Source organism: Cupriavidus phytohabitans (assembly GCF_000426345.1).
GTDB lineage: Bacteria > Pseudomonadota > Gammaproteobacteria > Burkholderiales > Burkholderiaceae > Cupriavidus.
Genome location: NZ_AUFE01000103.1, coordinates 1 through 12939 on the forward strand (window position 1 = coordinate 1; position 12939 = coordinate 12939).

Below are 12939 nucleotides of genomic sequence, written 5' to 3' on the forward strand. Positions count from 1 at the left end.
AGCGGCCTTCTTGGCCGGGGCAGCCTTCTTAGCTGCGGTCTTCGTTGCAGTCTTTGCTACAGGTTTCGCTTTCGTGGCCATAGTCGTGTCTGATGAGTAAAGGGCGCGCCCGACATCGATCTTTAGTGTGGCGCACGGGCGAAGCATAGCAAAAGCGGCCGCGTATGCAAGCGGGTATCGGGATTTCCATGATCTTCCGCTTCGTTAGCCTTTGCGCTCGGCTTCTGCATTTTTTTAAAGCGCTTGGTATGCAGGTGTCAGGGTCGCGGAGATCCGGTCGCACGTGCGATTGCTGGCCAGTCCCAACATTCGGCTTACTTCATCGCGAGAGTGGCCGGCCAGGAGGTGGCGCCGGCAGAACGTATTGCGCAATGTGCGCGGGCTCATTTCGACGTTAGTGGCGCCGATCGCGTTGAGGGTCTCCGACACGATACGGCCGAAGCTCATGTCGGTGATCGGTCGACCATCCGGGGTGAGCGTGAATAGCAATTCGCCCTCGATGGGGAGAGCCGCGCGCCGGGTACTCCAGGCCCGTAGGGCCGGTACCGCGAAGCTAGCTCGGTGTATCGTGCGGGCGTCTCGGGGCCCATGTGCACGCACGACGAGGTAGGGTGGGGTCGCGTCCGGCCTCAGATCCGCACAATCGGCCGCGCGCGCTTCCGCTGCGGTGATGCCGGTACCAAGGAATGCCGCTACGATCGCCTGGCTGCGCAAACTGGCCAGATCGACAGGAGGCAATTTGAGATACGCCTGCAGCCGCCCATCCTCAGCTTTGCTCAGGAACTGAGGCGTTGGCTCCTCGTCTGGCCAGCGTTCAGCTGTGAGGAGGGTAGCGGCAGGGTTGTCCTGCCGTACGCCGGCGAAGACCAGATGTCGGCACAGCCGATCCAGCAGCTTCACATACCGCATGCGGGTCGTCTGAGAGTATGTGCGGCCATTGGGGGGTTGCCAGAACGCGTCGACGTCGGCCGTGCCAAATGAGGCTATGGTCGTGCCTCGTGCCAGCAGGTGCCGACGAAAATGCTCGAACATCGCCTGATGCTGGATGATCGAGCGCGCCGAGAAGGGGCGGCGATCAGCGCAGGCCGCTTCGCGAGCCTGCCAGTCCTGGTACGCCTGGGTTGGGTTGCTGAACCAGAGGGAGTCCTTTTGCGTCATGGCCCTGTTATATACTGAATTTGGCCCATCTCGCACACCTGCCACCGCTTCGCGGCGGATACCGCTTGCAAATAAGGGGATCAGAACCGCGGTCGTCCATAACGGTTGCGGCGCGCGGCGAGTCTGGCGCGGGTGCAGGCGTAGCGAGGGTAGGCGGCGTCCAGCATGTCCGCGATCCGCTCCAAGCGGTCCGCCTGCGTGAAGCAGCACGCCAGCAGGCATTCCCAGGCGCAGTAGCGCATGATTTCTTGAAGTAGTGAATACCGCTTTTCGGGAGGGAACTGCAGATTGCCGACCTTCGCCCACGCCTTAAGCCCTGCATGCGCCAGCGCCACGAGTTTGTCAGGTGTTGCTGGCCCGGTTTGGCAAAGCTCAACCGCATCCCGATGCAGCTGTCGGTCAAGATCACTCATGCCGGCACCTCGGCGCAAGGGTGGAGATCCCGGACGCTGACCCAACGTTGGCAGATTTTCGGGCGGCCGCGCACGAATTCTTCCACTTCAACGTCGGCGGTGGGGCCGCTCGGCCCCTCGAAAACGCAGAGCACGCGAGCCTGGCGCGAGGGAAGAGCGGGAGCGGCCCGGTAGTGCAGGGTGGCGAAGGCGCCGGTCTCGATCCATCCATACGCGCGATAGAGCAGTGTGCCGTTAGCGTGCCGGCCCATTTGGTCACGGAACGTCGGCTGCAACCCGTCGAGGAAAGCGCCGAGCTGCGACCGCTGCATGCCGATGCCACCAGTGGTTTCCTGCAAAGCAAGCAGTTGGGGACCGTACTGGCGGAATAGCGCAGCGCGCATGACGCGCCGATACTCGGCACCGCCCGCGAGCATCACCGAGCCGACACGGGTTGGCCAGGCAGCGGGCTGCAGGTAGCGCGGCAAGTCGGACATCATCTGGTCGGCACGTTGCCGCGTCATGCGCTCATCATAGGGTGCAATCTCGGTGTCGGGCGGCAGGAAACCGTGACGCGCAGACAGGATCAAGACGCGGGGCGCCGCATCGCTGCGCACGTGCGCCCGGTACGATGCGTACATGACGCCCCGGTATAGGTCGATGGCGCGCGCATCCCGATCGAGCTTCGTGCTCGAGCATGCCATCAGGAGCAGGGCCGGCTCGCCGGCATCAGTGCGAGGTGTTGGTGCGTGGGGGAACAGGGGAAGCTGCATGGTCGAAAGCATGGGCATGGAGTTGCATTGCATGCTTTTCACTCTACAGACCCACCACCAAAGTCAAGGCAACCTTGTGCCACCGATACTGCCGAGGGTTGGTTGGTCACAATCGCCGCCGCAACTGCGCAGATGTGACAACGAACTGGGCTATGCCACCGTGACGCGGAGCGGCCTGAAAACACGTCGAACGGGCTCTTCGCGGCCGTCAGCTGTTTGTTGTTGGTGGTGGCTCGGTCAGAAAACGCAATCGGAGACGGCGAAGGGCTCAAGCAGTAGCCCTGGTCGCCGCCAACAACGCGTCGCAGCAAGACCATGTTAAGTTCCCGTCTTGGTAGGGGCCCGTGGCTTCGCGGCTGACGCGACGACGGCGGATGCAGCCGGGATCGGTTCGAACAGCGCCTCGATGTCTTCGGCGGAGAACTTGACGGCGCCGGCACCAGCTTCCGACAGGATCGCCTCGGCAAGCGCTGCCTTGTGTTCCTGCATCGCGACGATCTTCTCCTCGACGCTGCCCGCGGTGATCAGTTTGTAGACGAACACGGGTTTGTCCTGGCCAAGACGGTGGGCGCGGTCGGTGGCCTGATTTTCGACGGCGGGATTCCACCAGGGATCGTAGTGAATGACAGTGTCGGCCGCCGTAAGGTTCAGGCCGACACCGCCGGCTTTTAGGCTGATCAGGAAAAGCGGCACCTCACCTTGCGTGAAATGCTTGATCGGCGTGACGCGATCGGTGGTATCCCCGGTCAGCGTCACGAATGGAATCCCAGCCTTTTCCAAGTCCGTCGCAATGAGGTCGAGCATGCTGGTGAACTGCGAGAACAGCAGGATGCGACGACCTTCGTCGATCAGCTCGGTCAGCATGTCGAGCAGCAGGTCAAGCTTGGCGGATTCCTTGATCCGGGCAGCCTGGTGAATCTTGACGAGCCGCGGGTCGCAGCAGACCTGGCGCAGCTTGAGCAACGCTTCCAGCACGATGATGTGGCTGCGCGCGAGGCCTTTTGCAGCGACAGCCGCACGAACCTTTTCTTGCATGGCGGCACGCACCGTCTCATACAGGTCACGCTGTGCGCCTTCCAGCGCCACCGTGCGCACGATCATCGTCTTCGGGGGCAACTCGGTAGCGACCTCATCCTTGCGTCGACGCAGCATGAATGGGCGGATGCGCCGTGCGAGCAAGTCGCGTCGAACGGCATCGTCGCCTTTTTCGATAGGCGTGCGCCAGCGTCGGGTGAAGTCCTGTCGGGTGCCGAGGAAACCAGGCAGCAAAAAATCAAACTGGGCCCACAGTTCGCCGAGATGGTTTTCGAGCGGCGTGCCTGTCAGGCACAGGCGGTGGCGTGCACGCAGGTTGCGGATGGTTGCCGCGGACTTGGTGGCGGCGTTCTTGACGTTCTGGGCCTCGTCCAAAATCAGCAAATGATACTCGTGCTTGGCAAGGACTTCCTCGTCACGCCACAGCAAGGCGTAGGTGGTCAGGATGAGGTCGTGCGCGCCGATCTGGTCAAAGCGCTCGTGACGCTGGGGTCCGTGCAGATCCAGGATGCGCAGCTTCGGGGTGAAGCGCTGCGCTTCCTCGCGCCAGTTGTGCATGAGCGTGGTCGGCACGACGATCAGGGCAGGCCGGTCCAGCCTGCCACGTTCCTTTTCGGTGAGGATGTGTGCAAGTGCCTGGATGGTTTTGCCGAGGCCCATATCGTCGGCAAGCACTCCGGATAGCCCGTGCTCGCGCAGGAACTGCATCCAGGCAAGTCCCTGGCGCTGGTAGGCACGCAAGTCGCCCTTCAGCCCACGCGGCACCGCCACGTCAGTCACGCCAGGACCCGCCATCAGCCGCTGCGCGAGCTGCCGGATCGATGCGTCGCCGTGAAACTGCCAGCGCCCGGTCTGATCCAGGGCATGGAGCCGCGCCGCATCCCACTTGAAAATGCGCATGCCGGTGCCGAGCGAGTCGAATAGGTCGATCAGCACGCGCACGACCGGCTTGAGCCGGTCCGCACGCAGTCGCAGCCGTTCGTTGCGGTCGGTTTTCAGCTCGATCGCTTCGTCGTCAGCGATGGATTCGACCTTGCCCGATAGCCAGCGCGAGTCCCGACGAAAGAGGTCTGCCAGCAGTGGCTCCAGGCGCACCGTGCGACCATTGACGGTAATGCCCATCTCGACGTCAAACCAGCCGTCGCCGGTCTGACGCAGGTTGCCGTCAATGGCCTCGATCTCAATCACGTTGTGCCGGAACGCGTCGGTCATGACGACGCGCCAGTCGCTGGCCCGGAGCGCGGGCACCACCCGCGTCATGAGGTCTGGCCAGCCGCCGTCATCCTCGGGGCCCAGCAGGCCGGGCGGAAACGTTTTCGGGCCCTGAGCACGCTGGGCCGCAATCTTTCGGAAACCGGCCTTTTGCAACTCTGTCAGACGGTTGCGCTCGTGATCGGTCGATCGTCGGATCTGTATGACCTCACCACCATCGGTTCGAACAAGGGTGGTGCTGCTATTGGCGGGAAGGCTGTGTCCCGCGTAATCAAAACTGACCGTTGCAAAGTCCAATCCGCTCTGGGAGGCGGACGGCGACCAGCCGGAGCCCCAGACCGGCCGGGTATCCAGAGCCAATACCGGGATCGGTACGGTGTCGATCACCTCAATGGACGACGCGTCGGACGCTGGTGGCGGAGGGAGGTCCGGGGCGATTTCACGGAGCACATTGCCGACGAGTGCCGCTTCGTCCAGCGTGATGGCCGGCATCGACAGGAAATCCGCAATCTGCTCCGCGGGCCATGGAAAAGTGAGGGGTCCGGATTCGCCAGAATGCGCATCCACATACCAGCAGGGCCGGGTGGTCGTCAGCAAAAGGGTGGCCGGTGGCTCGGCCTGCAAGACTGGCCGCACACGTGAGTCGGCCTGCGCTTGCCACGTAATCTGTGCGCTGCGTGCCGGCCCGCTGTGCACGAGACAGGGCGAATCCATCGTCATCCCGGCGGAAGCTGCAAACAGGCGGCCGGTCGCGATCAGCTTCTCCAGGGTGGCGGCACCGGTTGTGCCCTCTAATCTGAAGCCGCTGGTATAGGCGCCAGGCGAGCGGCCCAGCCACAGCCCGCGCAGGATCGGCAAATCCTCCTCGGTGACAAATTTCGGCGGCTCGATCAGCGCTTTCTCCACGTTCTGCCACGGATCGTCCAGCGAGCGAATCGTCCCGTCCGCGCCTACGCGGGCCTTGTACAGAATGACCTCGGCGCCGCGATAGGATTGCTCAATCACGTAAGCGAGTGCATGCGTGGCTTTGGCAGACTTCTTCTTGGCGGTGGGAGCGGCCGCCGTGCGTCGGGCGCGAAAGCCTTCGAGCCAGGTTACCAGTTCGGCGCGCACGCCAGTGGCCGATGGCTTGGGCTGAAGCGCAAGGCCGGCGATCAGCAGCGCGGCAACGTGCTTGCAGTCAACGCCCACTGGACATGTGCATTCCCCTTCCACCCACATCTCTTCGTCGATGTCGTGGAAATAGGCACGCACGTCGTACGGACGCGTACGTGTTCCTTGCACCAGACCCGCTAACGTATCCCCGTCGATCCAGCGTAGTTCCGAGACGGCGCTCGCACAGGAGCGAGCCTTGGACACCGTGTGGGAGTCCAGCCATTCTGCGATTTGCCTGGGATGGTAGGGGACAGACATCGGCCGAGGGCTTCAATATTTGACAACGCGGGGAGCATTCTACGCGGGTGTTGCCCCTCCATCATGCTAGATCGCTGGCTGAAGGATGGTGGCAAAAATACGGTCGCAGGTCCGATTGCTGGCGAGACCGAGCATGTGGCTGACTTCGTCGCGCGGGCGGCCCGCCAGCAGCTGACGGCGGCAGAACGTATTGCGCAGCGTGCGGGGACTCATCTCGACCTCCGTGGCGCCGATGGCTTCGAGGATCTCGGACACAATACGGCCAAAGCTCATGTCTGTGATTGGTTGCCCGTTGGGGCGCAGGGAAAAAAGTCGATCTCCCTCGATTGGCAGCTGCTTTCGGCGCGCCAACCAGGCGCGCAGCAGCGGCACCGCAAAGGCGGAAAGATGCACGGTGCGCGCGTCTCTCGAGCCGTGCGCCGGGACGAACAAATAGGGCGGCGAGGCGTTGGGGTAGAGCTCGCCCATGCGGGCCGTGCGCGCCTCGGCTGCGGTGATGCCTGTCCCGAGAAAGGTGGCCACGATGGCACGGCTGCGCAGGCTGGCCAGGTTCTCGGCGGGATATTGGAGGTAGGCCTGCAGCCGCTGGTCAGTACTCGCGTCGAGGTAATGCGGCGTGGGCTCTTCCTCTGGCCAGCGCACCGATGCGAGCAGGCCCGCTGCGGGGTTGTCCTGGCGCACACCGGCAATGACCAGATGCCGGCACAGCCGATCCAGCAGCTTCGCGTACCGCATGCGGGTGGCCTGCGAGTAGGTTCGTGCATCAGGGGTCTGCCAGAAAGCCTCGATGTCGTCGGTGCCGAAGCTGGCGACCGACGTACCCCTGGCTAGCAGGTGCCGACGGAAGTGCTCGAACATCGCCTGGTGTTGCACGATCGAACGCGCGGAGAAGGGACGTCTGTCGGCCCCGGCCGCCTCGCGGGCCTGCCAGTCCCGGTAGGCAAGGGTGGGGTTCGAGCGCCAGAGGATGTCCTTTCGAGCCATGCCTATTGTTATATACTGGGTTTGACTATCCGACAACATTATGCCGCCTCGTTGAGGCGGTATGGCTCGCAGAACAGCGGGCTAGAAGCGAGGCCGCCCATAGCGATCGCGGCGGACTGAGACGCGCGCCCGCGTCAGGGCGCAATGGGGATAGCGGCCATCGAGCATCGCACCGATGTCACGAAGTCGCTCTTGCGAAAGGCAACATGCGAGTAAGCACCGGTCGGCGCAGTAGCGCAGGACCTCGTGGAGCAGGGCATAGCGCTTTTTGTCGCAAATTCAGATTGCCCGCCGTGGCCCAGGCCCGAAAGCCGGCATGGGCCAGGGCGATCAGCGCCTCAGGGGGGCCATGAAACGGCTGGAATAGGGCGTTTGCTTCCTGGTGAAGCGTTTGATAGAAATCGGTCGCGCAGTCGCATCGCCTTGACTTTTCAGCCGAGCCGCTACGCTGAAAACTCCGAGAGCCGGACCCCCGATGGGGAGGGCCATAACGAGGGACAATAATTTCACGGTCGTGAAAATACGATCCGGGCGGTGCGGTGCGGTGCGCCACTGCGCTAGGCGGGGGCTAGCGCGCGCCAACTGAAGCGCGCCAGTCGGGATCCCGCCCGGCACGAATTTCTGGCCAATGGGGCAGGGCACCCAGAGCGTGGGAGAATGAGGCCTTTTAATGCGGATGCCGTACTGCTGCCATTCCCTGGTAGCGCTGACCACGCCAACATTTGGCAAAAGCGGCCCGATGCTGATTGACAAGAGAGGCCACGTGCAGACCGTTGCGGTGCTTGATTTTGAAACAACAGGACTGTCGCCGAGTCGGGGTGACCGAGCGACGGAGATTGCCGTCATCTTGATGCGTGACGGAAATGTTGTCGACCGGTATCAAAGCTTGATGAATGCGGGTAGGCGGATCCCTGCTGAGGTGGTGCGCCTGACTGGCATTACCAACGAGATGATCGCATCGGCGCCCGCCGCGTCGACGGTGATGCGTGAAGCAGCAAAGTTCGTGGGCAACCATCCCGTGGTGGCCCACAATGCGGGATTTGACCGAAGGTTTTGGCAGGCGGAGCTGGCTCACCTCGGCATGTCGGCACCGCAGTCGTTCGCCTGTACGATGCTTGTTGCGCGACGCGTTTACCCGCAGGCACAGAATCACAAGCTAGCGACACTAGCGAAGATGCTGCACTTGCCCATGGCCGGTCGGGCGCACCGAGCAATGGCCGACGCTGAGGTCACCAGTGGCCTCTGGTCTCGTCTTCGACACGATATCGCTGAGACCTACGGATTGGGACAAATTGATCATGACCTCATGACCCGTGTGCAAGCGACCAGCCGTGCCAACGTCGCCACCCTACTGCGCTCGCTATGCACGGGTTAGCGGCCGTGGCCGAGTCTAAAGCAATCCCACACTGGTGACCGGTGGTAAGCCGTAGCGGGGACCTTGAGATGATGTGGTCCCGCTCTTTGTGTCAGCAGAGCATGGGGTCCGCCCAATCAAACGCATCTCTTATCGCAGGGCACGCAAACTGGCATTGACTGCATTCACGTCGAATCCCGCGGGATCAAAAATCCCACCGACCCAGGTTCGGTAGTCGCCGTGCTGGCGATGTTCTGGATCCGCCAAGGCATGCAGAAATTCAGCATAGCCGGCGACGCTACCCACGTCTTCTGGTGGGCAGGCGTTCTCACCGGCCAAGCAAATCGGAAGGGTGAAGCAAAGGTCTGGTGCACCCAGCGTCTCGACCACGAGACGATGCCGCCAGTTGTCCCCAAAATCGTAGCGATATTGGAACTGGGTGGCAGAGCCAAGCGCCTTATCCAGCCGCACGCCCTTTTCGGACCGAGTGTGGTCGTCCGGAAACTCGTCGTCCAGCACACCGTATTCCGTGCCGCCGAAAACAAACAGATGGAGGTGACTGTCTTCCCAGCCCATCACCGTCTGGATGATCTTGTGCAGCTTGGGCAGTTGCACATGCGCGGGCACCACAAACCTTCGCCAGACGAGGGGTGTCACGTCCAGCAGTTCAATGCGCAGGGTGGCGGCAGGCTTCAGCATGGACGGCAATCGGGAAACGATTTAGATCGCAAACATTGTATCGGACTGCCACGAGCCATTTCGCAGATCCATGATCAAACAGCCGGGCCTTATTCTCCTGACAGCTTTCCGACCCAAAACAACTCCCCACTCTGCGATGTTGTGCGGCCGCGGGCGCTCAGCGAAAAAACCCCGAACATCGCCGAATCGAACATAGCTCATCACAACGGATGGCGAGAGCCGGTCAAGCTATCACTCTGATATCGGTTAGCTAGCAGCGGCGCATTACTGCCTCCGCCCGCTGAGAACCGGACGCGCAGGCCACCCCGCATCCGGCTCAAGCCATTCTTCAGCACCACGGCGTGGCACCGGGCAACGTCACGGAGCGATTCGCAACTCGTCGGCGGAGGCTGCAAGCGGAAGCCACGGACGGTGAGCTACCTTGTTTGATAGACTCACTGAGTCTAATTATTTTGAGTCCCGCAATCGGGGACAATAAAGGCGTGAGCACTTCATTGCAGCCCCAAGACGACTTTTCCGAGATCACTCAACTGATTACCGCTGCCCGGCAGCAGGCGGTCCGAGCGGTGAACACAACGCTGATCGCCCTTTACTGGCAGATTGGACAGAAGATCAGCCGCAAGCTCGCCTCGGCGGAATGGGGTGATGGGGTGGTATCGCAACTTGCCGAGCACCTCGCAGTAACGCAACCCGGCTTGCAAGGTTTTACCCGTCGGAACCTGTTCCGCATGCGGCAGTTCTACGAGGCCTATGAGGGCAACGAGATCGTTTCGACATTGGTGAGTCAACTGCCTTGGACGCACCACCTGATCATCCTGAGCCAGAGCAAGCGCCAGGAGGAGCGGGAGTTCTATCTCCGATTGGCGATCCAGGAGCAATGGAGCAAACGGGAGCTGGAGCGTCAGTTCAAGGCCGCCTTGTTCGAGCGCACGGTACTGAACCCGGTAAAAGTGTCACCGCTGGTGTCACAAACTCACCCGGAAGCCTTAAGCGTCTTCAAGGACACCTATCTGGTCGAGTTTCTCGACCTACCGACAACTCATGGCGAGGCAGACCTGCACCGAGGCTTGTTGAGACGACTAAAGCACTTTCTCGTCGAGCTAGGGAGGGATTTCTGCTTTGTGGGCAGCGAATTCCCGCTACAGGTCGGGGGGCGGGACTTCGCGCTGGATTTGCTCTTTTTCCACCGAGGGCTCAATTGCCTTGTCGCGATTGAATTGAAGGTCGGCCGTTTCGAACCGGAGTATATGGGAAAGCTGAGCTTTTACCTGGAGGCGCTGGACCGGGATGTGAAGAAGTCACATGAAAGGCCGACTATCGGGGTATTGCTCTGCGCGAGCAAGGACGACGAAGTAGTTGAATATGCCCTCAGTCGCAGCCTATCACCAGCGTTGATCGCCGAATATCAAACTCAGTTGCCTGACAAGGCCCTATTGCAGGCCAAGTTGCATGAGTTTTACCAACAGGATGTGCCGCTTAGGTGAATGGCATAGCCATGGACGACTAGATCACGTGAGCGCCGACTGAGGATCGGTCTGTCCTCGACGCGAAATGAAGATCTGACGCAGAGCCTCGCCCGCAAACATAGACGACTTGCTTTGGGCGCTTTCGACCAGCGTGAGAGTCGAAAGTGATCTATGCGTCATATCACGCATAAGAATAATTATGTTAAATTGCTTTCATGCTTGAAAGCAGAATGCTCGTTGTTTTCAGAATTTGTTTCGGGCTCTCATTAGTCGGCGAAAAACTAGAAGGTGACGGGGGCGTCCCCGCGATCGTCACGTCGAGTGCTGTCCTCACGCACTTCATTCGCCGTTCGCTTCGTCCTAATCGCTGGCTGACCGATCCGCTGCGAAAGATACGTAAGAAGCTCTTGCAGCCTGGCATCAAATGACCATCAAATAAGCGCGATTCTCCTAACCAACTGAGTTTATTAGTATTTCTGTCGGTGGAGCGCCCGTGGCTACGAACCCGTGGGACAAGTTGTCGAATTAGCTAGTCCAAACAGCGTCGGCCGTGGATCTCTCGGACCGGCCCGACCAGTGGGCGGTACGCCGATGGCGCGGCCACTTTACTGCCAGTGTCGGGGATGACCACGTCACGTCTGAGCAAAGGTGCGGTCATGTGTTATTCCATATTGCCGCTTTTCGGGTGCTTGGCGATCCAGTCTTCCATATAAGTTATTACTGCAGCGGCACCCTCGTCCGACTCTAAAAGGTCCAAAGGGACAGCCCCCCGCAGATGCTCATTCGGGGTGCTGAGCCATTTGAACGCCGCCCCTTTACTGCCTCGCACCTTAGTGGCCAAAATCAAAGCGGGGGTTAGCAAGTCAGGCCGCGCGTACCAGGACGTCGGCTTGAGGCTCACGCCACGTTTGCGCGGCACCACCCGCGGCAACTGCGCGGCAGCAAGTTCTCGCTCGGAAATGTGTTCACGTGTCCAATGACTGAGCTGAACGAGACTCGTGTTGGGCGGGCGTCGATGGTCGCAAGTGGGATTCACTAGTCCCACGACGACATTCGTGTTGTCGCGGATCATTTGCAGTGCCGGTGCCAGGTCCGTGTCATTCGAGGCAATTACGACCTGATCCACGTCGCCTGTTAGAGCATCATGGTAGGCATGCAGTGCGAGTTGGACATCGCTCTGCTTCTCCTCGAACTTCCAGATTTCTACGCGCTCACAGTGCCGAGGCCACTTGCTAGGGTTAGCGTGGTCGACCTTCGGCGCCCTGACTTGGGAAACGGAGAAGTATCCTTTTATGATCTGAAGCCGGCCTGCACAGTAATTTTCGAGCGCGGTATGGTAGGCGTCCTGCGACGACACGGAATCCGGGCCCTTGGCGGCCGTCTCCACGATTGTTGCGGTAAAGTACTTCACCGCGACGGGGAGCAGTTCATGCCGGTCCGGCGATCGGCCCGGGCCCATATGAAGGATCGAAGGAAGAATTTGGTTTTCAAACAGTGCGTGCAGGTTTAGCCACTTGAAGCGACTGCCTTTCAGGCAACCATAGTAGAAGTTGTACCCGTCGACATAGACTCGCGTCCTGAGCGTTCGGCCACCTTGCCCTCCCATTCCCGACTCCAGAAACGAAAAAACCGGCTTTCGCCGGCTTTTTCCCCCGCGCACCAGGTGGTCAAGCCACACCGACATCGCGGATTAGTTGTTAAGCAAATGCTAACTCGCTGCTGCGTTTTTTGCAACGGCTTGCTGCATGACGTCCCGTTGCCAATGTTGCCGGCAGGTCTTCAGGGCCGCTGAACGTTTGACGAGTTACGCCAGCTCCGGGCAAGGGCGGTCTCTGCCGCCGTCGCGACTGAAAAAACAGGTTGCGGGCCTCGGATCGGAGGATCCCACCGCAACGGGCTGCCACTGTCGGCGACCTCTACAGTTCCGCGCTTGCCTGTAATGCTCGGATTATGAAGGTGATGCAGGTGATGCGGTTGTGGCAGTGCTGTAATGAGCTCCCTGTGAGGAACCGGAATTCGGCGGACTGCGATACCCCACGAATCAATGACTTAATTAACAGCTAATTCCGTCGCGTCTCGGCAGAAGAAGCGCTCGGCGCAGGCGCCTCACACATAACTTCTGGTCGGCGTACTGGGCTAAAGCTGAAAAGTCCGGCCTGCAGAATGTTGAAGGGTAAGGCGCAGCAAGGCGTCGGAAGAATTGTGCTGCGTGCAGAACTCCCAGATCGAATAGGAATCTGATTTAAATCCTGGGAGATTTGAGGGCCTTGCTGATGAGCACACCGGACTTCTTTCGCAGCCGCTTGGACGGGATGATTGATCTACGGCATCCGCTCGCAGTGCTGGCGACCCGGATGCCATGGAACAACATTGAGGCGGCCCTGGCGCCGGTGCTTGCGCGCAAGGGGAAGGATGGACGCACTGTGGTCGGCGAGGACTTGTTTGGTCCGACA

General features: G+C 60.8%; 9 protein-coding genes and 1 pseudogene. 3 read left to right on the top strand and 7 right to left on the bottom strand.

Translation table 11 applies throughout. The features are described from left to right. Nucleotides 1-234: 234 nt before the first annotated feature. From K309_RS0131745 to K309_RS0131765, 5 genes are all read right to left on the bottom strand, one after another. Nucleotides 235-1158: a tyrosine-type recombinase/integrase gene (locus K309_RS0131745; protein ID WP_029050053.1), complete on the bottom strand. Its 924-nt coding sequence runs from the start codon at nt 1156-1158 to the stop codon at nt 235-237. 80 nt (nt 1159-1238) lie between these two features. Then, nucleotides 1239-1571 carry a hypothetical protein gene (locus K309_RS0131750; RefSeq protein ID WP_029050054.1) on the bottom strand — a complete coding sequence of 111 codons (333 nt, stop codon included), beginning with the start codon at nt 1569-1571 and terminating at the stop codon, nt 1239-1241. Beyond that, nucleotides 1568-2341, bottom strand: a complete 774-nt coding sequence (locus K309_RS0131755) for a DUF6884 domain-containing protein (protein ID WP_029050055.1) — start codon at nt 2339-2341, stop codon at nt 1568-1570. The genes K309_RS0131750 and K309_RS0131755 overlap by 4 nt, the downstream gene beginning before the upstream one ends. Before the next feature lie 300 nt (nt 2342-2641). Beyond that, on the bottom strand, nt 2642-5983 hold the full coding sequence (locus tag K309_RS0131760; protein WP_029050056.1) for a DEAD/DEAH box helicase: 3342 nt from the start codon (nt 5981-5983) through the stop codon (nt 2642-2644). Between the two features lie 66 nt (nt 5984-6049). Beyond that, nucleotides 6050-6967 carry a tyrosine-type recombinase/integrase gene (locus K309_RS0131765; protein WP_035878698.1) on the bottom strand — a complete coding sequence of 306 codons (918 nt, stop codon included), beginning with the start codon at nt 6965-6967 and terminating at the stop codon, nt 6050-6052. Nucleotides 6968-7730: 763 nt separating this feature from the next. Here K309_RS0131765 and K309_RS0131770 point away from each other — a divergent pair. Further along, nucleotides 7731-8342: a 3'-5' exonuclease gene (locus K309_RS0131770; RefSeq protein WP_029050058.1), complete on the top strand. Its 612-nt coding sequence runs from the start codon at nt 7731-7733 to the stop codon at nt 8340-8342. Nucleotides 8343-8471: 129 nt separating this feature from the next. On the opposite strand, the gene K309_RS0131775 is transcribed toward K309_RS0131770, so the two are convergent. Beyond that, nucleotides 8472-9020 carry a plasmid pRiA4b ORF-3 family protein gene (locus K309_RS0131775; protein ID WP_051320728.1) on the bottom strand — a complete coding sequence of 183 codons (549 nt, stop codon included), beginning with the start codon at nt 9018-9020 and terminating at the stop codon, nt 8472-8474. Nucleotides 9021-9502: 482 nt separating this feature from the next. Between K309_RS0131775 and K309_RS0131780 the strand changes: the two genes are divergently transcribed. Further along, nucleotides 9503-10504 (top strand): PDDEXK nuclease domain-containing protein, encoded by a 1002-nt coding sequence (locus K309_RS0131780; RefSeq protein ID WP_029050060.1) that lies wholly within the window; start codon nt 9503-9505, stop codon nt 10502-10504. Nucleotides 10505-11147: 643 nt separating this feature from the next. On the opposite strand, the gene K309_RS0131785 is transcribed toward K309_RS0131780, so the two are convergent. Further along, the gene (locus K309_RS0131785; RefSeq protein ID WP_232232582.1) at nt 11148-12164 is read right to left on the bottom strand and encodes an antitoxin Xre/MbcA/ParS toxin-binding domain-containing protein; all 1017 of its coding nucleotides are present in this window, start codon (nt 12162-12164) and stop codon (nt 11148-11150) included. A 595-nt stretch (nt 12165-12759) separates the two neighbouring features. Here K309_RS0131785 and K309_RS43415 point away from each other — a divergent pair. Next, nucleotides 12760-12939: pseudogene (locus K309_RS43415) on the top strand (IS5/IS1182 family transposase); the annotation flags it as partial.

What these genes read in the sequence shown, in the direction of transcription:
- K309_RS0131760 (WP_029050056.1), bottom strand. Translation starts at nt 5,983, where the DNA reads ATGTCTGTCCCCTACCATCCCAGGCAAATCGCAGAATGGCTGGACTCC.
- K309_RS0131775 (WP_051320728.1), bottom strand. Translation starts at nt 9,020, where the DNA reads ATGCTGAAGCCTGCCGCCACCCTGCGCATTGAACTGCTGGACGTGACA.
- K309_RS0131750 (WP_029050054.1), bottom strand. Translation starts at nt 1,571, where the DNA reads ATGAGTGATCTTGACCGACAGCTGCATCGGGATGCGGTTGAGCTTTGC.
- K309_RS0131755 (WP_029050055.1), bottom strand. Translation starts at nt 2,341, where the DNA reads ATGCCCATGCTTTCGACCATGCAGCTTCCCCTGTTCCCCCACGCACCA.
- K309_RS0131765 (WP_035878698.1), bottom strand. Translation starts at nt 6,967, where the DNA reads ATGGCTCGAAAGGACATCCTCTGGCGCTCGAACCCCACCCTTGCCTAC.
- K309_RS0131745 (WP_029050053.1), bottom strand. Translation starts at nt 1,158, where the DNA reads ATGACGCAAAAGGACTCCCTCTGGTTCAGCAACCCAACCCAGGCGTAC.